This window comes from Vibrio tubiashii, assembly GCF_028551255.1.
Taxonomy (GTDB): domain Bacteria; phylum Pseudomonadota; class Gammaproteobacteria; order Enterobacterales; family Vibrionaceae; genus Vibrio; species Vibrio tubiashii_B.
This window is the reverse complement of sequence record NZ_CP117029.1, coordinates 162,361-185,319: the sequence shown is the minus strand read 5'-3', so window position 1 is coordinate 185,319 and position 22,959 is coordinate 162,361. Positions and strand designations below refer to the sequence as shown.

Below are 22,959 nucleotides of genomic sequence, written 5' to 3'. Positions count from 1 at the left end.
GTAAAAAAGGCGCTCATTGGGCGCCTTTGTTTTATCCATCTTTTACCGGTTATTACTCTTCGATCAGAGCCGGTCGTTCGATGCAGTCATGACTGTCTTCCGCCAGCATGAGTAATTGGTTTACGATAACCTTTTTGCTTTGCGTAGTGCCTAAAAACGCCGCATAACTGTCTACACTCGACAAGCGGTTGATCACAAAGCTAGGTAATGTCTCGTTAAACTCTACATGCTCATAGCTTTGTCCTGAACAAGTATCAAAGCTTGAGCCATCCCAATAGCCCTGAATCAAACGAACACCTGAATTGCTCTGCTCTTTAGTACGGGTTGGAATAGTCAATGCTTCTTGCTTAAGCCAAGCAATTTTATCAGCTTTCAGCGGCAGGACCTTCCCGTCGAGTCGATACTGCTGATAGATCGCCTCACCGTCTTTGCTAAAGCGAACATGAATACGGTACGGAACTAAGCCTTGATTGCCTTTTAGCTGTTGCCCTTCACGAATCAGTTCTCGAATCTCGCCATCTTCCCATCGATAGTCAGATTTATACCAACCATAGTCTCCGGCGCTCACATAGTCCGCTGCGGTGTAAGGAAAAGATAAACGTTCGGTGTACCAATATAAGCTGGTCGCATCCCCCATACTCTGACCACCAGTATACTCAGTAAACTGGTCTAGGTTGGGAGTCGGAATACTCGAAGAGCATCCAATCAATAAAGAAGCGATTAGTGAAGGTGCTAGAAGTTTTTTCATCGTCATAAACAAATATACGCCAAGATAGCAGCTACCTTGGCGTATTATATACAATTCCGAGTTTGAAACTCTGAAATCAGCAATAAATTATTTTACTGAATCTTTCAGTGCTTTACCTGCTACAAATGCAGGAACGTTAGCCGCAGCGATTTGAATCTCTGCACCAGTCTTAGGGTTACGACCAGTACGTGCTGCGCGGTGGTTAACTTTGAATGTACCAAAACCAATTAGTTGAACTTGGTCACCCTCTTTAAGTGCATCAGTCACACCTTCAAGAGTTGCTTCAAGAGCAGCTTTAGCTTGCGCTTTAGATAGGTCTGCTTTCTCTGCGATAAAGTCGATTAATTGGGTCTTGTTCATTAGGTTTCCCTTCTCATATGTTATCGAATTCAACTCACTCTAAAACATAAATGCCCCATCTGGCAAAGGTTTGTAAGCGATCTTTAGCTCTCATGACGCACTTTTAACCATATTCTGAGCATTAACTCACAATTTGTTACTCTGTCAGCAAGACTTAATACTTGTTTTTAACCTATTTTGGCCTTATTTATAGACATGCGAGAGCCCGTAAAGCCTGATATTTCGGGACTTAAAGCGAATACAAAGTACTCATATCAATAATGCACAGGTACGAAAAGTCACACTTTTCCGGCAAGAATTGATAGGGGTATAAATCTACATAGGACACTTATGTTGTTGCTAACCATATACGTCACTGTTGCGATTGGCGTATCGTTTATCTGCTCCGTATTAGAAGCGGTTCTTCTGAGTATCTCACCAAGTTATATCGCCCAATTGCGCCAGCAAGGACACCCTGCGGCTGAGCAACTGGCTAAGCTAAAAGCAGACATTGACCGCCCACTGGCGTCGATCCTGACCTTGAACACGATTGCCCACACCATTGGTGCGGCGAGTGCAGGTGCGCAAGCTGCGGTTGTATTTGGTAGCGAGTGGCTAGGCGTTTTCTCTGGCGTGCTCACTCTAGGAATCTTAGTGCTGTCAGAAATCGTGCCTAAGACCATTGGTGCCACTTATTGGCGTCAGCTAGCCCCAGTTTCAGCTGTGGTTCTGCGTTGGATGGTTTGGGCGCTAACTCCATTTGTGTGGTTCTCAGAGCAGATCACTAAGCGTTTAGCTCGTGGGCATGAAGCACCAAAAATGCGTGATGAACTATCCGCTATGGCCATTTTAGCCAAAGAGAGTGGCGAATTTGCGGAAGGTGAATCTAAGATTCTGACTAACTTGCTCGGCATCCAAGATGTACCCGTCACTCAGGTGATGACGCCTCGTCCTGTCGTTTTCCGCGTTGATGCCGAAATGACGATTAATGAGTTTCTCGATAAACATAAAGAGACGCCGTTCTCACGCCCTCTGGTTTATAGCCAGTCGACAGATAACATCATTGGTTTTGTGCACCGCCTTGAGTTATTTAAGCTGCAACAAGCGGGCTGTGGTGACAAACAACTGGGAGCAATAATGCGCCCTGTGCATGTACTCTTCAACACTATGGCACTGCCAAAAGCGTTTGAGCAGATGATGGCGAAGCGCCTGCAATTGGCGATGATCGTCGATGAATACGGCACCATTCAAGGTATTTTGACTCTGGAAGATGTGTTTGAACACTTAGTTGGTGAAGAGATTGTCGATGAAGCAGACCGCACCACTGACATGCAAGAACTTGCTTTTGACCGCTGGGAGAAGTGGAAAGAAAAGCACGGCGTAATCGAAAATCGTGATGACGATGAAGACGAAGAAGTTGTTGAAGAACCAGTAGATAAACCGAAAGACAATAAAGACGAGAGCTAGTTAACTGGATAACTGGATAACTGGATAACTGGATAACTGGATAACTGGATAACTGGATAACTGGATAACTGGATAACTGGATAATAAAAAAGAGGGTTGACGTGAAAGCGTCAACCCTCTTCTATTTTAATAAACTCAAGTAGGGATTACCTAACTATAGAAGAGTGCTCTATAGCTCGATCCCAATATTACTGACACCTTCATCACGAAGCTCAGCACGTAAATCTTTGATCAGTTCAATGTCACGCTGTTCAGCTTCTCTCAATGGACGGAAGATCGCCCATTGCACATCCCATTCACCACACACAGCTTCATTCTGTTTTTGGTTCTCGTTAGTAATCTCTTCACCTGTTTGTGCTTCTTCAAGCTGAGCGACCGTCATCACCGACTGTTGACTTACTTTGTGCATGTTTTCAAACAGATAATCTCTATCTAGCAAGCCATGTAGAAGGTTAGACAAGGCGACACAAGCATCAATCGCTGGGTAGACACCATAAAAATCAAAATCTTCTGAGCTTGGAATGATCTCTTCTAGCTTTTCTAGCTGACGCTCAAAGTTCACTTTTGCCGTTTTGACAGTAAGCTGTTCCCAAATGCTGTCTAAAATATCACGGTAAACATGCGCTTCGGCAAACTCGGTGCTATCACAAAACATTGCATAGTTTGGGTACATACGTTCACACAGACTCGCCATAAAGGTAATCTGTTGCCATGGTTCTAACTTCTCAAGACGAAGCTGAAGAGGGTTCTGTAGCATAGAGACTCTTTGGGTCAGTTGACCTAGTTGCTGAATTAGACAGCGAAAGTGTACTTGATAACCAACAGGGAAAAAAGCAAGGCGATGAACAATTTCACTCATAAAGTTTATCTTCTTACCGAAGATGATGGCCGCTACCAACAGTTGCTCGAACAAGCGGCACTTCCTGAACTCGAGTTCACTACATCGCGCAGTGAGGCAACCATCCTACTTGCTTCGCCCCCGCTCGCTGCTAAGCATCTTGATGATTTCCCGAATCTTGAGTGGATTCAATCAATTTATGCTGGAGTCGATGCCTTAGTAAGCAAACTAGACGACTTCTCAGGCGAACTAACCAATGTAAAAGGAATCTTCGGTCAGCAAATTGCCGAGTACGTATTGGGTTATACCATTGAGCACTATCGTCACTTTAATCACTATAGACAGCTGCAAACACAAAATCAGTGGCAGCCCAAGCCTTACCTATCTCTGGCGAAAAAGAAGATGGTTATCCTTGGTACCGGTTCGATAGGCGCTTATCTTGCGAGCGTCGCTAAGGGGTTTGCCATCGAGCCGATTGGCGTAAACAGAAGTGGCATTCCTGCCAAACAGTCCCCTTTTGATGCGACCTATCATGTTCAAGAATTGGCTACAGCGTTAAAACAGGCGGATATCGTCGTCAATACCTTGCCAAACACTCCTGAAACAGAAAATATCCTCAATGCTGAGAGTTTGGGTCACTGTTCCGGTGCTCTTCTGTTTAATGTCGGTCGAGGTAGCGCAGTCGATGAAGATGGGTTGCTCGCAGCGCTTGATAATGGCAGCATCAGTCATGCATATCTGGATGTCTTCAAACAAGAACCACTGAATAAAGAGCACCCATTCTGGCAACATAAGGGAATAACTATTACTCCCCATATCGCAGCTTTGAGTTTTCCTGAACAAGTTATCGACATTTTTGCCGAAAACTATCAGCGTTGGCGCGATGGCTTTGGGCTGATGAACGTGGTCGACCTAAATAAAGGTTACTGATGTTAGAACCGCTACTAAAAGAGATCCGAGCTTGCAAGGTCTGCGAGCCTTCTCTGCCACTGGGGGCCAACCCTGTAATCCAAGCCTCTAGTTCTGCGAAACTATTAATCATAGGCCAAGCGCCAGGAACAAGAGTCCATGAAACCTCAATACCTTGGAATGACCCAAGCGGTAATCGGCTGCGTGAGTGGTTAGCGCTCGACAAAGAAACATTCTACGATCCTAATAAGATTGCCATTATGCCAATGGGCTTATGTTATCCGGGCAAAGGCAAAAGTGGCGACTTACCACCACGGAAAGAGTGCGCGCCACTCTGGCACCAGCGCGTTCTTGACCAACTGCCTAACATAGGAATGACACTACTCATCGGTCAATATGCGCAGAATTACTATTTGCCAGATAAACCGAAAACACTAACCGAGACAGTTCAGCAATGGCAACGCTGGGCACCTAGTTACCTTCCCCTGCCTCATCCATCACCACGTAATACTTTGTGGTTAAAGAAAAACCCGTGGTTTGAAGCTGAAGTTGTTCCATTTATTCGCAGCTATGTGCACCAACAATTAGACCTATAAAAACAAAAACGGAGACCGAAGTCTCCGTTATGTATCAGTCTGATCCAAATAGGTCTCGGGTATAAACCTTGTCTGTGACATCCGCAAGCTCATCGACCATACGGTTGGAAACAATGACATCAGATTGCGCTTTAAACTCTTCGAGATCACGAATAACTGCCGAATGGAAGAACTCATCCTCGTCAAGCACTGGCTCATAAACAACCACAGTCACGCCCTTTGCTTTTAAGCGCTTCATTATTCCTTGAATAGATGAGGCACGGAAATTGTCTGAACCTGCTTTCATTATTAAGCGATAGATGCCAACGACTTCTGGTTTGCATTGCAGAATTGACTCGGCAACAAAGTCTTTGCGAGTTCGGTTTGCCTCAACAATTGCATTAATAATATTGTTTGGTACGTCTTGGTAATTGGCTAACAATTGCTTAGTGTCTTTCGGTAAACAGTAACCACCATAGCCAAAAGAAGGGTTATTGTAGTGATTGCCAATTCGCGGGTCTAAGCCAACACCCTGAATAATTTGTCGAGTATCCAAACCATGAGCTTCAGCATAAGAGTCAAGCTCATTGAAATAAGCAACGCGCATCGCAAGGTATGTATTCGAGAATAACTTGACAGCTTCCGCTTCGGTAGAGTTAGTCAGCAACACTTTGATGTTTTGTTTTTCCGCTCCTTCCACTAACAAGTTGGCAAATTCTTGAGCTCTTTCGCTTTGCTCGCCGACAATGATTCGTGAAGGGTGTAAATTGTCATGTAGGGCCTTACCTTCACGAAGAAACTCTGGCGAAAAGATAATATTGCTACATCCAAGTTCCTGTTTGATACGTTCAGTATAGCCAACAGGAACGGTTGACTTGATCACCATCACCGCTTGAGGATTAATCGTCATGACATCTTTAATCACCGACTCCACAGAGGAAGTATCAAAATAGTTAGTTACTGGGTCGTAGTCTGTGGGCGTTGCAATCACGACAAAACGCGCGTCTTTGTATGCAACTTCTTTGACCGTTGTAGCTTGAAAAGACAACGCTTTACTCGCTAAAAATTCTTCTATTTCTTTATCAACAATTGGAGAAAGCTTGTTGTTTAAAAGTCTTACTTTGTCTTCTACAACATCTAGTGCAACAACTTGATGATTTTGAGCTAACAAAATTGCATTTGATAGCCCGACATAACCTGTACCAGCAACCGCTATTTTCACGATAAACTCCATTATACGCGATGGAAAGCTTAAGCAACATTCCCACTAATAATCAAAACGCTAGCATCATACCACTAGACACTCACTTGAGTTACGCTCAAAGTCAGAATCTTTATAATACTTCAACAATGATAACCATGTATTTAAGCTAACGATTTAAGTCTATGAACAAAAACGGAGACCGAAGTCTCCGTTTTTAAATCGCTATAAGTAGATCGGGGGATGTCGGGTAGCAGTAGCGCATTGCTGCGCCACCACCCCCTAAGAACCGTACGTGCGAGTTTCCCCGCATACGGCTCAAGCCTTTATAAGTATTTACCGAAGCAAATACCAACGTCTTCCCACATGTTTAGTTTCTGCTGACTTCAATTTCCTCAATGATTGCTTCATCAGGGAAAGCAGCATTACCTATATACACCGAATGTTCATTATCTTCTATGCATGCAGGTTCTTGCACTAGTTCGTTAACAGAGAATACCTTAAACCCCATTGATAATAGCGTTATAGGCAGTTTTCTCCCCGTTTTGCATATACTCATGTGAATGAATGGCATTTCCGATATTTATTCCACTCGAAAAATCCCTATCTCCACATTGAGCTCTTTCATCGCCACACTCTACCCCCAGTTCCATATCACCCTCAGGATGCTTTGGAATAAGTGCACGTTGTTTCGATGTATGCAAATTGAACCCTCTATACAAAAACTTTATCGTCATTTTAACTGCTAATGATTAACTAAATAATGTTTATCATTATGCACTTGTCTATGACAATTAACATGTAACAACATCAGATTTGAGCTATTGTCAGTGCCACCATCAACTCGTCGAATGATATGGTGAACATCCCATTCATCCTCAGAGCCAAACTGCTGATGGCATACCGCACACCTAAAGTCCTGCCTTTCAGCGACTCTCCAAAGCCTCAAGCTACCTCCTAAAGATTTCTTCAGCTTTCTAGTCGTTAAACTTTCAAAGTACTGTTCATCCTCGGGAAAGTAACAATTGGCTGTAGCGATAATCTTTACATGCTTTTCGATTTTTACTTGCATTGCGTAAAGCAAGCGATAGTAGCCATCTTCGCCTTTCGGTCTTGGCGCGCTGAATACCCAACGTCTTGTTCCCACTGTTCTAAAGTATTTATCTTTAACCCAGCGTTTACGTCGGTTATTGTGTATTCTTCGACACCAACGCCAAAGCATTTTCCAAAGCCGGAAGTCTACATACTTGAATGCCTCACTAGCACAAACCCATCGGTGGTAATTACACCACCCTCGGAGCATCGGATTCAGCTTGGCAATAATTGCACTCACTGGAGCCGTTTTGTGGCTATTGAGATAGTCTTGTATATTGCTTAAGAATGTTTTCACGTTCTTCTTCGACGGTTTAACTAAGAGCTTCCCATTGTATTTACGTACATTCTGACCCAAAAAGTTGAACCCCTTTTCAATGTGAGTAATGAGTGTCTTTTCTTTCGAGAGAGACAACCCTCTCTCTGCCATGAAGGCTTCAACGAGAGGGTGAACTTCATCCTGTAACAACTCTTTCGAGATGCCAGTGATTACGAAGTCATCCGCATAACGCACATAATTGACCTTAGTTTTGTAACTGGCTTTGGTGTTCTTCTTCCCAAAGTGCGATTCAAGCACCGCTTCCAATCCATCTAATGCCATGTTCGCAAGCACCGGAGAAATTATTCCTCCTTGTGGTGTACCTGCTTCTGTAGGTTTCCAACTCCCAGATTCCATGAACCCAGCTTTAAGCCATTTCTTGAGAATCACCTTATCCATGGGGATATTGGCGATTAACCAATCGTGACTTATGAAATCAAAACACCCTTTAATATCTCCCTCTAGTACCCATTGAGCTCTGCTCTTGCGACTGAGATTCACGAAGCATTGTTCGATAGCATCAGCACAATTGCGATGAGGTCGAAATCCGTAGCTATTGCGATCCGCTTTGGTTTCAGACACAGGTTCTAGTGCTAACAGGTATAGTGCCTGCATTGCTCTATCACACATTGTCGGTATTCCTAAAGGTCGTATTTTACCATTGGATTTAGGGATATGAACCCTCCTCAACGGCATCGGCTTATAGCCTTTGCTCGTCAGAGATTGGATCGCTTCCCACTTTAAAGCAGGTGTTTTCCAAAGTACTTTGTCTACACCCGGTGTTTTCTTTCCGCGGTTCTCAGTTACCCGTTTCACCGCAATCGCTTTGGCAGAAAAAGAGCGTACTAGCATGCGCTGTAGCCTTCTAACTTGCCTGTTGTCGTCTTGTTTAAATGCTTTCGCAACCCGAACTTGTAGCTTCTTTACTCTTTGATAGCACAGCTTCCAGTCAATGGTATGCCAGCTAACATTCGAGTATGAGGTTGCAGGTAGACACTTTGTCTGACTCATCTTGCTCTCCTCAAGGTTGCGACCCTTACAGGAGTGATGACAGTTCTCCCCTAAGGGTGAAATATCATTCACCCTTAAAGGGACTAGTATCGACCAACGGTAATAGTTACCGTTTATCGCCCTTCGGCTTTACAAGCCTTTTTACGATTAAAGACCATAATGGAAGTCTGCACTCTTTCGAGTTGAGGCAAAGTCTGAACCTCTATCTCGGCGATTACAGCCAAGCATTCGCTTTATCCATCGTTCCCATACCCACTTACCCAACAGCTCTCCTTACGGGTTGCCTGCCACTAGGGCAGATAATTGGGCTTACCAAGTTCCTGTGTTTGTACAATTAGTTACTTAGGTTCTACCTATCCAACGGTGGCACAACAGTAGCGTATTCCCAGATGTAAAAGGAATAACCTGTCCACGTACCTTTTGGTCAGAGCGTCATTGCAGTGTTCAAACAGAGTTGATCACCACAAACAAAGACATTTCGCTCGTCACGGCTGACGTTGTTTATCAGTAGTTCACATACGTTAACCTTATAACCAAGCCAAGCCTCTCGATCGGTTGTCATTACCGATATCTACCCTATTCGCTCACACGAATAACGCACCTCGAAAGGGAGTACATTGTCAGGAAGCTACGCACCAGTCCGTTGCACTATCCCTAGGCTACTACTTGCTACAAAGCAGGTCTTATCAACTCAAACTGCTGTTGAGAGTAAGACAATACAAACACAAGCTTAAAGTGTGTTAGCTAAAATCATCTACTGAACGGGCGTTCAAGCAGATGTCCTCGTCAATAGAAAATTGATAGGAGGAAACAAGTGTTCATGTTTCCTCATTCCATCAAATTTGATGACATATTGGGTTATGTCAGGAAAATGATTCTCTAGCGAGAGTTACTTCAGGAAGGAAGTCAGTATTGTTCTGAGTAGCAAAGTACTCTAAAAAGGACAGTTTGCGCGAGAGAGACCCAACTCTTTCACCTAAACTCCAGCGTCTACTAGTTCTTGCCACTAATACATAAGTAGCAGATGGATTAAGATAGATCCGTGGTGTCAGGCACGCCCCTGTATGGGAGGTATTGTTGTGTATGGACGTACACAAAAGTCTGCTTTAGCAGAGAAGGGTTGAAATGACACACAGCGCAGATATGCGGTTCAGTGAGTTGTGCGTGTCGACACTGAACAAATGGGATACCAATATGGAATCCCATTCCAAGGACAAGCTACTATATTATTTAGTAGCTTGTTGGGAACGACCTCACAAAATGAGGCCGTAGGCTAACACGACTACTTACCGCGCTACATCATACCGCCCATGCCACCCATACCACCCATGCCGCCCATATCAGGCATTGCTGGAGCATCTTTTTGAGGTAGGTCAGTCACCATAGCTTCTGTGGTGATCATTAGACCAGCCACTGATGCTGCGAACTGAAGTGCGCTACGAGTAACCTTAGTTGGATCTAAGATACCCATTGCGATCATGTCACCGTATTCACCTGTTGCAGCATTGTAGCCGTATGAACCTTCACCACCTTTCACGTTGTTCGCTACTACTGACTCTTCGTCACCAGCGTTCTTAGTGATTTGACGGATAGGCGCTTCCATTGCACGTAGAGCTACGCGGATGCCAACGTTTTGCTCTTCGTTGTCGCCTTGAAGTTCAGTGATCTTAGAAGCTGCGCGGATAAGTGCCACACCGCCACCAGCAACAACACCTTCTTCAACCGCAGCGCGAGTTGCATGAAGTGCATCTTCTACGCGGTCTTTCTTCTCTTTCATTTCAACTTCAGTCGCTGCGCCAACTTTGATCACTGCCACACCGCCTGCCAGTTTAGCAACGCGCTCTTGTAGCTTCTCTTTGTCGTAGTCTGAAGTTGCTTCTTCGATTTGTTGACGGATTTGAGCAACACGACCAGAGATCATTGCTTCTTCACCAATGCCATCGATGATAGTTGTGTTTTCTTTAGTGATAGCAACACGCTTCGCTTGACCTAGATCTTCTAGAACCACTTTCTCTAGCTCTAGGCCTACTTCTTCCGAAATCACTGTACCGCCAGTTAGGATAGCGATGTCTTGTAGCATAGCTTTACGACGGTCACCGAAACCAGGCGCTTTAACCGCCGCTACTTTTACGATGCCACGCATGTTGTTTACAACTAGCGTCGCTAGCGCTTCACCTTCAACATCTTCTGCGATAATAAGTAGCGGGCGAGACGCTTTTGCTACTGCTTCTAGAGTCGGAAGAAGTTCACGGATGTTTGAAACTTTCTTGTCGATTAGAAGAATGAATGGATTCTCTAGATCAACAGAACCTGCTTCTTGGTTGTTGATGAAGTAAGGCGATAGGTAACCGCGGTCGAATTGCATACCTTCAACCACGTCTAGCTCATCTTGTAGAGCCTGACCTTCTTCAACAGTGATAACGCCATCACGGCCGACTTTTTCCATCGCTTCAGCAATAATGTTACCGACGCTTGAATCAGAGTTCGCAGAGATAGTACCTACCTGAGCAATCGCTTTAGTGTCTTCACATGGAACTGACAGCGCTTTTAGCTCTTCAACAGCAGCAACAACCGCTTTGTCGATACCACGCTTAAGATCCATTGGGTTCATACCCGCAGCAACCGCTTTTAAGCCTTCGTTTACGATAGCTTGAGCAAGTACAGTTGCCGTTGTTGTACCGTCACCCGCAGCGTCGTTTGCTTGAGACGCTACTTCTTTAACCATTTGCGCGCCCATGTTTTGGAACTTGTCTTCAAGTTCGATTTCGCGCGCTACAGATACACCATCTTTAGTAATCGTTGGTGCACCGAAAGATTTGTCTAGAACAACGTTACGACCTTTAGGGCCTAGTGTTACTTTTACCGCGTCAGCCAGAACGTTTACACCCTCAAGCATTTTTACGCGTGCATCGTTACCAAATTTAACGTCTTTAGCAGCCATCTTTAGTTTCCTTTTCTAAATTCTTTGTTTTGATTTTCAGCTGAACCTGAGCAAAAAATTACTCAATGATTGCTATTACTCAACGATTGCCATGATGTCGTTTTCAGACATAACTAGCACTTCTTTACCGTCGATTTTTTCAGTTTTAGTGCCGTAACCTTCAGCGAAGATAACAGTGTCGCCAACTTTAACGTCCAACGGTAGCACTGTACCGTTTTCTAGGATGCGGCCTTTACCCACAGCTAGTACAACACCGCGAGTCGATTTCTCTGCAGCAGAACCAGTCAGAACGATGCCACCTGCTGACTTAGATTCAACTTCTTGGCGTTCTACGATAACTCGGTCGTGTAATGGACGAATGTTCATCGGTCGTCTCTCCTGAAAATGATTATGTTGTTGATGATTGCATTGCACGAAAGCACAAGGCTTCAAAGTCTGTGCTTTCTATATGAGGGATAAATTCAGGAAACCCAAGGGGGAGCGGGTGGATTTTTGTGATCTGGTTCAGAGAAGAACCGATAAGTAAAGCATGCCCCCCAACTTGGAGGAATGCTGAGTCAAGAAAACCTTATTAACGCCAATCATCCAAAGGAATAACCTGCGCACTGTACTGAGAGCCCATATCGCTCACATCACCATCAAGCACATCTTGGAATTTTACCATTTGTGAGACGAGCTCGCGCATAAGAAGCACATTAGCGTGATTAGGGTTTTTGCAGCTTCCGACTACACGATCGATATGGCTTTGCTGCGCCCATAGTCGGTCTTGCATTTCCTCTGAAGCTGAAAGGATCATCTCTTTACACATATTCTGCTTTAGCTGAGTAAAGCCTTCTGGATTGTTCTCTGCCAGTGCCATTAGCTCATCGAAAGAAGGTAAGGTTTGATTGATTAATGGTGAACTCATACTGCCTCCCTTAGTGATGATTAAATTATCAACACCGCAATGTAAGGATAGACGATTCAGACGAAGTTGGTGAGCCTACAAATCACCTTCTCAGATTTGAGACACTTTAAACTGGCATGCCTTTAATCTGATAGACACACCTTCTCTGCCCAGCAACGATATGTTCTGTGCGTTCGACAGATAACTCGTCACCAAGCAGAGTCTGAAAGATACTTAGCTCTGAGCGACACAAACTCGGACAACGTGTCGCAGCCTTACAAATAGGACAGTGGTTTTCAATCAACAAGTAACCATAATCCGTCTTTTCAAGCTCCGCCATGTAGCCTTCTTGTCGGCGTAATTCAACCAGCCTTTTCAGCTTAGCAAGGGAGTCCGAACAAAGGCTGAGTTCTTCTTGGTAGTGAGCTAACGTTTTCGCTTCTCGCTCATCTGCCACTTTTTGCAAACCCTCTTGACCAAACAAGTTTTCGACCGCTTCTATGACTTGAATGGTCAGCTCACTGTGACGATCGGCAAATTGCGCATGACCTTTTTTTGTCAGCGACCAGTGCCGCGTAGGTCTTCCTACTTTAACTTTTAGGTCTTCAAAGGTAAGTAAATCGTCATTCTCAAGAGTTTGTAGGTGTTGACGCGCCCCCATGGTGGTCATATCGAGTGCGTCAGCAAGCTGCTTAGCGGTAACAGCCCCCTCTCTTTTTATGGTTTGTAATATTTTGTCGGCGCTTTTCATGCTTGCTCCCTCAATCACTAAAATATTATGGAGCAACAGCTTTATAAAGCAAACGCTTTACCGAGATGGTTTGACGTACTTCATCGCTACGAGTTGCTTCTTAAGGCTATAACGTTCAAACAGTCCTTTTAGCGAGTTGGGTAACTGACTCGCGTCAATCGTCTTGAAGTTATGTTGAGCGTAAAATGTTTCTAGATGTGCGTAGGCAAAACAGAAATCATGCTCCGATAAAACATGCTGAGCGCAGTAAGCCATTAACTGATGCCCTAAGCCATTTCCCCTGTGTTCAGGTATCACTAGCATTCCGGTTAGTAAACGGAATTGTTCAATACTTCTAAAACGAACCAGTGAGACGATTTGCTGCTCAATAGTACCAACAATGGTCAGCTCATCCTTTTTCGCCTTGCCTGAAGGATAGTAGGCTTTGTACAAACGCGAGATAAGGGGGAGCTTTATTGGGTCTAAGGTTTCAATCTGCATTGGGCTCATTATCACCAAACTTCAATTTAGGGTAGAATGCAGGCAGTTTAGATTACTCGATAAATCCGATGCAAATATTAGCTAACGCAGATCTTAGTCGCTCTCACACCTTTTCTATCTCGCAAACCTGTTCTTATCTGGTTGAAGTCACAACCGTTGAAGAAATCAAACATGTCTATCAAAAGCAAGAGTGGTTAAGCCTTCCTAAACTGATTTTGGGCAAAGGCAGCAATGTTTTGTTTACCCAGCCCTACCAAGGTGTGGTGGTAATCAATAAATTGCTCGGTAAGGCGGTCAGTGAAACCGACATGCATTGGCACCTGCATATCGCTGGCGGTGAAGATTGGCCAAGCCTAGTGAAATGGAGTGTTGAACAAGGTTACTTGGGGTTAGAGAATCTCGCTCTGATCCCTGGCTGTGCGGGCAGCGCTCCTATTCAGAACATCGGCGCTTATGGTGTTGAGCTGAAAGATATCTGCGAATATGTCGACGTACTTTGTTTAGAAACCTTCAATACCAAGCGACTGAGCGCTGAAGAGTGTCAGTTTGGCTATCGAGACTCTATTTTTAAACATGAGCTGTTTGAGAAAGTCATGGTTGTCGCAATTGGCTTGAAGCTCCCAAAACAGTGGTCAGCAAATATCGAATATGGCCCGCTTCAATCTCTTCAGAGCGAAACGCTCACCGCGCAGCAAGTGTTTGAGCGAGTTTGCCAAATTCGAATGGAAAAGCTGCCTGACCCTGCCAGGCTAGGCAATGCAGGCAGCTTCTTTAAGAACCCGGTTATCTCGAACCAGCAGTTCGAAAGTTTGAGTAAACAATTCCCCAATATTGCCGCCTACCCAACACAAAATGGCGTAAAAGTCGCCGCTGGCTGGCTAATAGATCAATGCCAATTGAAAGGGCATCAAATCGGTGGCGCTCAAGTCCACCCTAAGCAAGCGTTAGTACTAGTGAATACAAAAGATGCGTCAGCAAATGATGTGATCAAATTAGCAGCGACAGTGCGTCAAACCATATTGGAAAAATATCAAATTGCATTAGAGCATGAAGTGAGATTTATTGGTTCTCATGCAGAGACAAATCTAGAGACTATACTAGAGAGCCCGCAATGAAAGAACATTCCGTAAAACTTGCTATCTTGAAGGCTTTATCACAAGGCGGCTTTCACTCCGGAGAAGAACTAGGGGATAAGCTTGGCGTATCCAGAGCCGCGATCAGTAAGCATATTAAAGGCATCCAAGCTTGGGGCGTCGATGTGTTTCGCGTGCAGGGCAAGGGCTACCAACTCGCCAAGCCTATGCAATTGCTTGACAAAGAGATCCTTCAAAATAGTTTAACGAACCGAGTAGAACTGATACCTATTATTGACTCAACCAACCAATATCTACTTGATCGAGTCGATAGCTTAGAATCTGGGTCAGTATGCCTTGCGGAATATCAAGCCAAAGGCAGAGGTCGCCGTGGGCGCGAGTGGATATCTCCTTTTGGTTCAAACCTATACTTATCGATGTTTTGGCGTTTAGATGCTGGTATGGCGGCCGCAATGGGACTAAGTCTAGTAGTTGGCGTGGCAATCGTTGAGTCTCTCGAAGAGATTGGGCTGACAGGGGTAAAACTAAAGTGGCCGAATGACCTCTATTATCACGACAAGAAGCTCGCAGGTATTCTGGTCGAAATGTCAGGCCAAGCTGGTGCAGCGGCCAATCTTGTCATTGGTATGGGCCTCAACTTAATGATGTCAGAGACCACAGAAGGCATTACCCAGCCTTGGGCTAGCCTAGATGAAGTTGCAGATAACCAACAGATTGATAGAAACCAACTGGCGATTATCATGATAACCACCCTCCACAAAGCTTTAGATGATTATGAACTGTATGGGATGGCAGGTTTTGTCGAGAGATGGAATCGCTTAGATAACTTTATCAACCGACCTGTAAAATTGCTTATAGGACCTAGGGAGATTAGCGGAATCGCCAGAGGCATCAACGAACAAGGCGCGGTGCTTTTAGAAACCGAAAATGGCTTAGAAACCTTCATCGGTGGTGAAATCAGTCTTCGTCCTAATCAGTAAATCACAGGTTTTACAACTCACATTGTCGAACTAGGATCTGGTAACTAGGAACTGCTAGCACATTTTGCTAATATCCTTGTCCACTTTAAGTAAAGGTAACCCATCCAACATGATGACTAATAGGAACTTATTCGAACAACTTCCTACTTTGGCGCAAGACCCTGCTCAGTTTGAGACACTTTATGCCGCTAAAGATTTTCGAACTCGCTTAATAGAAGCGATTCGTCAGGCAAGTAAACGAATCTACCTGGTTGCTCTTTATTTGGAGGATGATGAAGCAGGAAGAGAGATCTTAACTGAACTCTATGAAGCCAAACAGCGCAACCCTGGTCTAGAAATCAATGTATGTGTTGATTGGCATCGTGCTCAGCGAGGCTTAATCGGTGCAGAGCCTGGCGAAACCAACGCCTCTATGTATAAAAGCTTCGCGGATAATTACGAGCACAGAATTCCTATCTTTGGTGTTCCGGTTCGTGGACGTGAAGTATTCGGCGTTTTGCACTTAAAAGGCTTCATTATTGATGACCAAGTTATCTACAGTGGCGCAAGCCTTAACAACATCTATCTCAACTACCAAGAACGTTATCGTTTTGACCGCTATCATGTGCTAAATAACAAAGCACTAGCCGATAGTATGGTCAACTTCGTTCAGAAAGAGATGATAGACCACCCTGCAGTGAACAATCTAGCTTGTGCAAATAAGCCTGAGACCAAAGAGATAAAAGCTCAAATTCGCCAACTGCGAGCTTCTCTTGCTAAATCCTCTTATCAATTTGAGTCACAGACGGTATCTCAAGAAAAGGTTGCTGTAACACCTATCGTCGGCGTGGGTAAAAAACGCAATAAGCTCAATCAAGGCATCAACCAGTTACTCGCACAAGCCAAAGATGAGATTTTCATCTGTACACCTTATTTTAACTTTCCCCGTAGCGTGGCTAAGGAAGTTAAAAAAGCACTAAAGCGTGGTGTGAAAGTGACTATCGTCGTCGGTGATAAAACTGCGAATGACTTTTATATCTCACCTGAGCAAGAGTTTAAAACCATCGGCGGCTTGCCTTACCTTTACGAACGCAATTTGCGCCAGTTCGCAAAATCGAACGAAGCCAATATCGCCAGTCGTAAACTGTCTATCCATTTATGGAAACATGAAGAAAACAGTTTTCACCTAAAAGGTATCTGGGTAGACAAGCGCTACATGCTGATTACGGGTAATAATCTCAACCCAAGAGCTTGGAGCTTGGACTTGGAAAACGCTATCTTTATCCAAGATAACTTCCACCACCTAACACCTCAATTTGAGAAAGAGGTGGAGAATATTCTCCAGCATACTCAGCTAATTTGTACTTACAGACAGTTAGAGAAAGCAGAAGACTACCCTGAAGCTGTGCAGAAGTTGATGCGTAAGATTACTAGGGTGAGTGCAGATCGGGTGTTGAAGCAGATTTTGTGATAACGCCTTTATTAGCTCGATTTGACTAGATATCGAGCTAACTCTCAGTCCAAGTAGCACCTTCAAATAGCTCATTATGTTAATATCCTAGCTACTACCCATAATCCCTTCTAACAAGTATGCAAAAGTACCAGTACACACTTTCTCATTGTTGTTTTATCTTCGGCATACTTGCACTTTTAACCTTATGGGGCTTCTTTCTTTTTCCAAGTTTTCCTAACACAATATCGAGCAGTCTAGTAGTCGTTGGCTGCGTTTATCTTTTCACTTCAATCATTGTTCCTTCACCAACTTCAGCTATTCTTAACTCACAAGTTAGTCGGGTTATCCCAACCCTATTTACAGGCTATGGGGTTGCCTTTTTTACGCTCATAATTTTTAGAATCGACTACTCTCGCCCTATACTATTAATAGGTTCAGGGTTAAGTTGTATTTGGCTAATCAGCTTCTACATTTGGCATGAAAGCAAGTTAAAGTCCACTCTGTACATGGTCGGTAACATACATATCAATGATAAGAGATTTGAAGATAAGCTAATAATTAAAAAGTACACACCTAATTTAGGACTAAGAGAACTAGGAAACGGCATTTTAATAGATGTACTGACTCCAATAACCAAACAAGAAGAGCAAATAATCATTGATTGCTCAGTTGCACAGATACCCATCTATCATATCAACCAACTTCAAGAACGTCTTGAACAGAAAGTATCGAGCATTCATCTTTCGGATAGAACTATACAAGCACTCAATCCTGAATCTAACTATTTCCGTATAAAGTCCACACTAGACATTTTGTTGGCTTTCATGGGAATTGTGATTTTATTGCCAATAATGGCAACTATCTATCTTATGATAAAAATTCAACAAGATGGTTCTGCAATATACAAGCAAAAGCGCATCGGTCAGCACAATCAAACCTTTACAATCTATAAATTTAGAACAATGGTGCCCGTAGTTAGCGAAGGAAGTGCTAAATTTGCCTCCACAGAGCAACATCGCATATCTAGATTTGGCCGATTTTTACGTAAAACTCGCTTAGATGAGATCCCCCAACTTTTCAATGTCCTGAAAGGAGAGATGTCAATTATCGGTCCTAGACCTGAACAGCCTTGCTTTGCCAACCAATTTGCCGAAGATATACCATTCTACAACTTTCGACATATAGTAAAGCCTGGAATAACTGGATGGGCGCAAGTGACACAAGGTTACACTCACTCCTTTGAAAGCACTATAGAAAAGCTCGCTTATGATTTCTACTACTTAAAGCATCTTAGCTGGCAGCTAGACTTTGAAATATATCTAAAAACGATAAGAGTTATAGTTACTGGCAAGGGCGCAATTTAGTTTACCGCAGTATGGACAAATAAGCGGATTTATACATACGTATATCAAACTTATCTACCATTGCTTCAGCACCTAATTTGTATAAAGAGAACCTATTTTTAAGATCAAGTACAGCATTACAAACACTTTCTTCATTGTTATTAACTAATATTCCATTCGGATAGTCTAGATTTACAAGTTCTCCGCATCCTCCAACGTTACTTAAAATCATGGGAAGACGAGCACTACCAGCTTCGATTGCTGACATAGGTAAACCTTCACTATCAGAAAGTAGGATAAAGGCATCAAACTGAGCATAGTCTCGAAATGCAGCAACCTCACCAAGAAAACAGATGTTCGGTGATTGAGTCCGACTAACCATTTCTCTGTATTCGGAACCACCACCTACAATGGTCAGGTCAACGTCTGATAGTCGACTCACTGCATCAATCAGGAGATCAAACCTTTTGGGTGGGCATAGTCGTGCAACGCATACTAGGCGTAATGTTTTCGCGTCTATCAGATCTTTTGAACTGTTTACCTTTAATGGGAACACTGCATTCGGTGCAACCCTGAGCTTACTCTCTGGTACTTTTATAATATTTTTAGCCTTTAAGTAATCACTGCTAGAAATGCACCAAACCACATCTGAAGCCATAGATAAAAGAAATTCCACAGCAGAATATATCCATTTGAGCTTGCCTCCATTATAAATACAGGACCACCCATGAGAGACGTAAACACATTTATATGATTGTCTTAGTGATAATATCCGAGCATATAGTCCCGCATTGGCAGAGCTAGCAACCACCGTTTCCACCCTATGCAGGCTCAAGATATGGCTAATCTTAACAAGTGCTACTAATGAAACTCTACGCTCAATTTCAGGAACAAAATAAAATAGACTATTTGGTAAAACTGTCGAGAGCCAACCTGGTTGGTTTGTGATAATGATTGGATCTATGTCTTTCTCAAGCAATTTCGTTAGTTGCTCCATCCATGACTGAGCACCACCAACTTCAGATTTAGTAATTAAGAAAGCGACCTTTATCATTTGGCACCCAAATAAACATCTATCCACCGAGATGCGACATATTGGATTGAATATTTTTCTACGATCAAGCGCCTAGCTTCCTGACCATTGAAACACCCGATATTCTGAATCGCCTTTCGAATGCTCTCTGCGAGCTTAGGGGCATAGGGTGTCGATGAGATAGTACCAAAACGTTCAACTTCATTTTTAACACCTATGTTTTTAGTGGACACAACTGGTCGTTCACAGGAAAGTGCTTCAAGAGCAACGAGACCAAAACCCTCAAATAAAGATGGCAGAATCAACATATCACAAGCTGAAAGCCACTCCTCTATATTGTTTCTTGCACCGATAAACTGTACTCTTTCATTCAAAGCTTTTTCTTTCACTAGACGCTCTAACTCACCCAACATCGCTCCTTGGCCCAGAACAAATAACTTGATACTGCTAGCTATTCTTTCTTGATTAAGCAGCAAATCTATTGCAGAAATCAGTTCCGGATAATTTTTGACTTCCTCCAGTCGCCCAACTGACAACAAAAGAATGTCATCATCACTAATGCCAAACTTAGACCTAAGTTCACTTCTGATGTAAGGCCGAAATTTGAATCTTGTAGTATCAATGCCATTACTCAGTGTTATTAATCGATTGGCTGGGATTGCTCGTGATTCAATAAAAATATGTCGGGCATAATCACTAACAATTGTATTTTGAGAAGCCAATCTATCGGTCAATCGATAGATGAAACCCCTAAACCACCCACCTTCATAGGAACTATGTACCGTACAAATCAATCTAGGCACACTAACAATACACCGTAAGATACGAGCAAAGATATTGGCATGGTACATATGGCTATGCACAACGTCAGGTTGAAAATCAATCACCACTTGTCTCGCGCGGCATAAAGATGAAAGAAATCCTAGTAGAGACTTTTGCATTGAAAGAGTATACAACTTTACCATCTTAGAATTGGGCCGAATCTCTAACCTATCATTAAGTGATATTACAATTACGCGATAACCCTGCCTCACAAATTCGTCAGCTAAATCACAAACCTGCCTCTCTGCTCCCCCCAGCCCTAAGCCTGTAGTCATCAATAATATTTTCATCTATCCCATCCCGCTAGACTCGCAATAGCGGTAGCAACGCGTTGACAATTATCTCCATCTTCAAATTCATGGAACATATGCTTAACATAAGCATATTGAGGGTGTTCAATCTTTTCTTGAACCAAATTTTTTTCTATTGCTTCAAGTAACTCTGAAAAGTCTTCAACTATATCTCCAGGAAAAATTGTGTCGGTGTCAAATAGAAAGCCACGTTCATCTCGATAAGTAGCTCTATCAAATTGAAAACTCACCACAGGCTTCCCCCTTAAGAGAAAATCTATCCATACGCTTGAATAATCTGTAATCAGTAAGTCAGCCCTGACAAGCAAAGACTGTATATCGTTGAAATTAAAATTAAAATCAACAAAACCTTCACTACTTGGCACCTTTCTACACTTCAAATATGGATGGCCCGCATAACACAAAATAGCGTTTTTTGACTCCAATAGACCAACTAGCTTTTTTAGTTCTTCACCGGAAAAATCATATCCGCCACCATTGCTTCTCCACGTGGGAGCGTATGCTATTATTTTCTTTCCTTGTGATATTTCGTCAAGCTTAATAAGATCACTTCTAAGCGTACTTGGGAAATTTGCAGACTCACCCTGAAAGAAGGCATCATTTCGAGGAATACCTGTAACAAAAATATCTTTCAGTTTTGTATGGTAGTAGGTGCAACATGATAGAGCATCTATATGAGATGAGACCGAATGATAAGGACTAAACCATTTTGTTTTTACAAAAGAAGAAAGTTCTAAACGTTTAGGCTTAGAATCCAACGCTAATTCAACTTTCTTATAGTGAACTCCGTGATTAATGTGAAAGCTAATACGACGCCAAGGTAGTATCGGGACCCGACCTGCTAATGGTCCATGATGGTAAATGACCACTCCTGATGTGAACAGGTAAACAAGCCCACGAAAAGAATAGAGCGAATAAATATTATCACCAATATCAGCATTGTTTTTTAGCTTAGAATACCGCCCAGACAACACAACAATTTCAATACCCCAATTGTCTTGATACTTCAACAGGTGCTGATACAAGAAAGCGCAGTTTCCTTGCCACTCGTCATCATTGATACAAGGAATAGCAACTCGTTTTCTATTCCTCCTGAAAAATAAGTCTGCTAACGCCAAGATAATGCGAATGACTTTAAACACTATGTTGCCCCCTCAACCTGAAAAAAAAGTACAGTCGATAAAGCATTACCAGCACTTCAACAGCCAAAAAAGAAAGCGCGATACTAATGGCGCTGATAGCGTTAAAAATAAATAGCCCGCCCAACAAAAGTACCTGAAAGCCGCCTCCAATAAAGACACTTCTATTAACCATATCTAAGCGATTGATCGTCGAGTACGCAGGGTAACCAAAGTTAACAGCTATAAAGCTAACTACAGACGTAAGCGCAAATACTCTCAGTAGTTTCTCTGCTTCAATAAAAGCTTCACCAAATACAGTCTCGATTATTTCCTCAGAAAAGTAACCTATACTGAGAGCACTTATCGTTACTAATGGCAATGCCCCCAATAAAAACCTGATCAGTAATTCATCTTCTCGCGTTCGCGCTAGGTGGGGAAATAGAGCCTGAGTAATTGGTCCAGAGATTGAGAGAATCGCTTGATACAGTTTCTCTGCACTAGTGTATATGGCGGCTTGATGATATCCAGAGAAGCTACCCACAACAATTGGGTTAGTGCTAGTGTACAAGCTAACTGCGCCTCTAGACATAAAAAATGGGACTGATAGTTTGAGTGTCTGTATTAACTGATGAACTGTCGGAAACTTTACTTTAAACCCTGCTTTATAAAGTAGAAAGACACCTAGCGCCAAAGCCACACACTGACTAAAACTGAAGAATAGAAGAACCTTACCTTCATCTCCTGGTTGACGTACAAACAGAATAACCAAAATCAAATAAACAAACTTGGAACTTCCAACACTTAGTACAATACAGTACATTTTCTCCAGCCCATGAAAAAGCCATTGAAACTGTAAACCTTGGAGACAAATAGTCAGAATAACCGACCAAAATATTAAAGGGGATTCAACTGCAAAATCAGTGTATGCCATACCCACTATAAGCAAAACTAAAATCAATACAGTCAGCAGAAATAGCTTTATAAATAGTACCGAGCCAAGATAGCAATCTATCCAACCAGAAAGTTTCTTATTTTGAGCAATCAAAGCAGGAGATGAGATTGAAAAACCAAAATCGGTAACGACAAACGTTAGAGCACAGACAGACAAGGCTACGGAAACTAACCCCACCCCTTCAGTTCCTAAAGCACGAGCTAGCAACGGCAGCACAATTAGCGGCACAAGGTACTGAGCACCTTGAACGATATACAGATACACGGCATTTTTTTTGATTAAGTTCACCGTTTCATCACCTTATCCACAAAGAG

21 protein-coding genes are annotated in these 22,959 nt (G+C 43.1%); 7 read left to right on the top strand and 14 right to left on the bottom strand.

The genetic code is table 11. The features are described from left to right. Positions 1 to 52 precede the first annotated feature (52 nt). Together LYZ37_RS00865 and hupA are read right to left on the bottom strand one after the other, a co-directional pair. Positions 53 to 754, bottom strand: coding sequence for a DUF1481 domain-containing protein (locus LYZ37_RS00865; protein WP_272786132.1), 702 nt, complete (start codon positions 752 to 754; stop codon positions 53 to 55). An 81-nt stretch (positions 755 to 835) separates the two neighbouring features. Next, positions 836 to 1,108: a nucleoid-associated protein HU-alpha gene (hupA, locus tag LYZ37_RS00860; protein ID WP_004742945.1), complete on the bottom strand. Its 273-nt coding sequence runs from the start codon at positions 1,106 to 1,108 to the stop codon at positions 836 to 838. A 330-nt stretch (positions 1,109 to 1,438) separates the two neighbouring features. On the opposite strand from hupA, the gene LYZ37_RS00855 reads away from it, so the two are divergent. After that, on the top strand, positions 1,439 to 2,554 hold the full coding sequence (locus LYZ37_RS00855) for a hemolysin family protein (RefSeq protein ID WP_272786131.1): 1,116 nt from the start codon (positions 1,439 to 1,441) through the stop codon (positions 2,552 to 2,554). A gap of 169 nt (positions 2,555 to 2,723) precedes the next feature. Here the strand turns inward: LYZ37_RS00855 and LYZ37_RS00850 are convergent, their stop codons facing one another. After that, positions 2,724 to 3,311, bottom strand: coding sequence for a YjaG family protein (locus LYZ37_RS00850; RefSeq protein ID WP_272787130.1), 588 nt, complete (start codon positions 3,309 to 3,311; stop codon positions 2,724 to 2,726). An 84-nt stretch (positions 3,312 to 3,395) separates the two neighbouring features. Here LYZ37_RS00850 and LYZ37_RS00845 point away from each other — a divergent pair, with 84 nt between their 5' ends. Further along, positions 3,396 to 4,322: a D-2-hydroxyacid dehydrogenase gene (locus tag LYZ37_RS00845; RefSeq protein WP_272786130.1), complete on the top strand. Its 927-nt coding sequence runs from the start codon at positions 3,396 to 3,398 to the stop codon at positions 4,320 to 4,322. Next, positions 4,322 to 4,897: a uracil-DNA glycosylase family protein gene (locus LYZ37_RS00840; RefSeq protein WP_272786129.1), complete on the top strand. Its 576-nt coding sequence runs from the start codon at positions 4,322 to 4,324 to the stop codon at positions 4,895 to 4,897. The genes LYZ37_RS00845 and LYZ37_RS00840 overlap by 1 nt, the downstream gene beginning before the upstream one ends. A 34-nt stretch (positions 4,898 to 4,931) precedes the next feature. Here the strand turns inward: LYZ37_RS00840 and LYZ37_RS00835 are convergent, their stop codons facing one another. The 7 genes from LYZ37_RS00835 to LYZ37_RS00805 all read right to left on the bottom strand — a co-directional run bounded on the left by LYZ37_RS00835 (position 4,932) and on the right by LYZ37_RS00805 (position 13,557). Then, entirely contained in the window at positions 4,932 to 6,098 is a 1,167-nt protein-coding gene (locus LYZ37_RS00835) for a nucleotide sugar dehydrogenase (RefSeq protein ID WP_272786128.1), read from the bottom strand. A gap of 724 nt (positions 6,099 to 6,822) precedes the next feature. Beyond that, entirely contained in the window at positions 6,823 to 8,499 is a 1,677-nt protein-coding gene (gene ltrA, locus LYZ37_RS00830) for a group II intron reverse transcriptase/maturase (protein ID WP_272786127.1), read from the bottom strand. 1,294 nt (positions 8,500 to 9,793) lie between these two features. Continuing rightward, positions 9,794 to 11,440, bottom strand: coding sequence for a chaperonin GroEL (gene groL, locus LYZ37_RS00825; protein WP_004742940.1), 1,647 nt, complete (start codon positions 11,438 to 11,440; stop codon positions 9,794 to 9,796). A gap of 75 nt (positions 11,441 to 11,515) precedes the next feature. Further along, a complete protein-coding gene (locus tag LYZ37_RS00820) occupies positions 11,516 to 11,806 on the bottom strand; it encodes a co-chaperone GroES (RefSeq protein ID WP_004410737.1) in 291 nt (96 codons plus the stop codon). A gap of 205 nt (positions 11,807 to 12,011) precedes the next feature. Then, positions 12,012 to 12,347: a DUF3135 domain-containing protein gene (locus tag LYZ37_RS00815; protein ID WP_272786126.1), complete on the bottom strand. Its 336-nt coding sequence runs from the start codon at positions 12,345 to 12,347 to the stop codon at positions 12,012 to 12,014. A gap of 106 nt (positions 12,348 to 12,453) precedes the next feature. Further along, on the bottom strand, positions 12,454 to 13,077 hold the full coding sequence (locus LYZ37_RS00810; protein ID WP_272786125.1) for a helix-turn-helix transcriptional regulator: 624 nt from the start codon (positions 13,075 to 13,077) through the stop codon (positions 12,454 to 12,456). Between the two features lie 57 nt (positions 13,078 to 13,134). After that, positions 13,135 to 13,557, bottom strand: a complete 423-nt coding sequence (locus tag LYZ37_RS00805) for a GNAT family N-acetyltransferase (protein WP_272786124.1) — start codon at positions 13,555 to 13,557, stop codon at positions 13,135 to 13,137. A 68-nt stretch (positions 13,558 to 13,625) separates the two neighbouring features. Here LYZ37_RS00805 and murB point away from each other — a divergent pair, with 68 nt between their 5' ends. The 4 genes from murB to LYZ37_RS00785 all read left to right on the top strand — a co-directional run bounded on the left by murB (position 13,626) and on the right by LYZ37_RS00785 (position 18,427). Then, the gene (gene murB, locus LYZ37_RS00800; protein WP_272786123.1) at positions 13,626 to 14,672 is read left to right on the top strand and encodes a UDP-N-acetylmuramate dehydrogenase; all 1,047 of its coding nucleotides are present in this window, start codon (positions 13,626 to 13,628) and stop codon (positions 14,670 to 14,672) included. Further along, positions 14,669 to 15,631 (top strand): bifunctional biotin--[acetyl-CoA-carboxylase] ligase/biotin operon repressor BirA, encoded by a 963-nt coding sequence (gene birA, locus LYZ37_RS00795; protein WP_272786122.1) that lies wholly within the window; start codon positions 14,669 to 14,671, stop codon positions 15,629 to 15,631. Before murB ends, birA begins: the two co-directional genes overlap by 4 nt. A gap of 109 nt (positions 15,632 to 15,740) precedes the next feature. Continuing rightward, positions 15,741 to 17,081, top strand: a complete 1,341-nt coding sequence (gene pssA, locus LYZ37_RS00790) for a CDP-diacylglycerol--serine O-phosphatidyltransferase (protein ID WP_272786121.1) — start codon at positions 15,741 to 15,743, stop codon at positions 17,079 to 17,081. Positions 17,082 to 17,569: 488 nt separating this feature from the next. Beyond that, positions 17,570 to 18,427, top strand: a complete 858-nt coding sequence (locus tag LYZ37_RS00785) for a sugar transferase (RefSeq protein ID WP_272786120.1) — start codon at positions 17,570 to 17,572, stop codon at positions 18,425 to 18,427. Between the two features lies 1 nt (position 18,428). Here the strand turns inward: LYZ37_RS00785 and LYZ37_RS00780 are convergent, their stop codons facing one another. From LYZ37_RS00780 to LYZ37_RS00765, 4 genes are read right to left on the bottom strand one after another with little or no spacing between them, the layout of a single operon-like run. Further along, positions 18,429 to 19,460 (bottom strand): glycosyltransferase, encoded by a 1,032-nt coding sequence (locus LYZ37_RS00780; RefSeq protein WP_272786119.1) that lies wholly within the window; start codon positions 19,458 to 19,460, stop codon positions 18,429 to 18,431. Continuing rightward, a complete protein-coding gene (locus tag LYZ37_RS00775) occupies positions 19,457 to 20,551 on the bottom strand; it encodes a glycosyltransferase (RefSeq protein ID WP_272786118.1) in 1,095 nt (364 codons plus the stop codon). The genes LYZ37_RS00780 and LYZ37_RS00775 overlap by 4 nt, the downstream gene beginning before the upstream one ends. Then, the gene (locus tag LYZ37_RS00770) at positions 20,548 to 21,714 is read right to left on the bottom strand and encodes a CDP-glycerol glycerophosphotransferase family protein (RefSeq protein ID WP_272786117.1); all 1,167 of its coding nucleotides are present in this window, start codon (positions 21,712 to 21,714) and stop codon (positions 20,548 to 20,550) included. Before LYZ37_RS00770 ends, LYZ37_RS00775 begins: the two co-directional genes overlap by 4 nt. Then, positions 21,707 to 22,933: an oligosaccharide flippase family protein gene (locus LYZ37_RS00765; protein ID WP_272786116.1), complete on the bottom strand. Its 1,227-nt coding sequence runs from the start codon at positions 22,931 to 22,933 to the stop codon at positions 21,707 to 21,709. The genes LYZ37_RS00770 and LYZ37_RS00765 overlap by 8 nt, the downstream gene beginning before the upstream one ends. Between the last annotated feature and the right edge of the window lie 26 nt (positions 22,934 to 22,959).

Excerpts from the sequence above, each read along its gene's own strand:
- LYZ37_RS00785 (WP_272786120.1), top strand. The coding sequence starts at position 17,570 with ATGGTCGGTAACATACATATCAATGATAAGAGATTTGAAGATAAGCTA.
- LYZ37_RS00845 (WP_272786130.1), top strand. The coding sequence starts at position 3,396 with ATGAACAATTTCACTCATAAAGTTTATCTTCTTACCGAAGATGATGGC.
- murB (WP_272786123.1), top strand. The coding sequence starts at position 13,626 with ATGCAAATATTAGCTAACGCAGATCTTAGTCGCTCTCACACCTTTTCT.
- LYZ37_RS00820 (WP_004410737.1), bottom strand. The coding sequence starts at position 11,806 with ATGAACATTCGTCCATTACACGACCGAGTTATCGTAGAACGCCAAGAA.
- LYZ37_RS00780 (WP_272786119.1), bottom strand. The coding sequence starts at position 19,460 with ATGATAAAGGTCGCTTTCTTAATTACTAAATCTGAAGTTGGTGGTGCT.
- LYZ37_RS00805 (WP_272786124.1), bottom strand. The coding sequence starts at position 13,557 with ATGCAGATTGAAACCTTAGACCCAATAAAGCTCCCCCTTATCTCGCGT.
- LYZ37_RS00775 (WP_272786118.1), bottom strand. The coding sequence starts at position 20,551 with ATGAAAATATTATTGATGACTACAGGCTTAGGGCTGGGGGGAGCAGAG.
- groL (WP_004742940.1), bottom strand. The coding sequence starts at position 11,440 with ATGGCTGCTAAAGACGTTAAATTTGGTAACGATGCACGCGTAAAAATG.
- birA (WP_272786122.1), top strand. The coding sequence starts at position 14,669 with ATGAAAGAACATTCCGTAAAACTTGCTATCTTGAAGGCTTTATCACAA.
- LYZ37_RS00815 (WP_272786126.1), bottom strand. The coding sequence starts at position 12,347 with ATGAGTTCACCATTAATCAATCAAACCTTACCTTCTTTCGATGAGCTA.
- LYZ37_RS00810 (WP_272786125.1), bottom strand. The coding sequence starts at position 13,077 with ATGAAAAGCGCCGACAAAATATTACAAACCATAAAAAGAGAGGGGGCT.
- LYZ37_RS00855 (WP_272786131.1), top strand. The coding sequence starts at position 1,439 with ATGTTGTTGCTAACCATATACGTCACTGTTGCGATTGGCGTATCGTTT.
- pssA (WP_272786121.1), top strand. The coding sequence starts at position 15,741 with ATGATGACTAATAGGAACTTATTCGAACAACTTCCTACTTTGGCGCAA.
- hupA (WP_004742945.1), bottom strand. The coding sequence starts at position 1,108 with ATGAACAAGACCCAATTAATCGACTTTATCGCAGAGAAAGCAGACCTA.
- LYZ37_RS00865 (WP_272786132.1), bottom strand. The coding sequence starts at position 754 with ATGACGATGAAAAAACTTCTAGCACCTTCACTAATCGCTTCTTTATTG.
- ltrA (WP_272786127.1), bottom strand. The coding sequence starts at position 8,499 with ATGAGTCAGACAAAGTGTCTACCTGCAACCTCATACTCGAATGTTAGC.
- LYZ37_RS00840 (WP_272786129.1), top strand. The coding sequence starts at position 4,322 with ATGTTAGAACCGCTACTAAAAGAGATCCGAGCTTGCAAGGTCTGCGAG.
- LYZ37_RS00850 (WP_272787130.1), bottom strand. The coding sequence starts at position 3,311 with ATGCTACAGAACCCTCTTCAGCTTCGTCTTGAGAAGTTAGAACCATGG.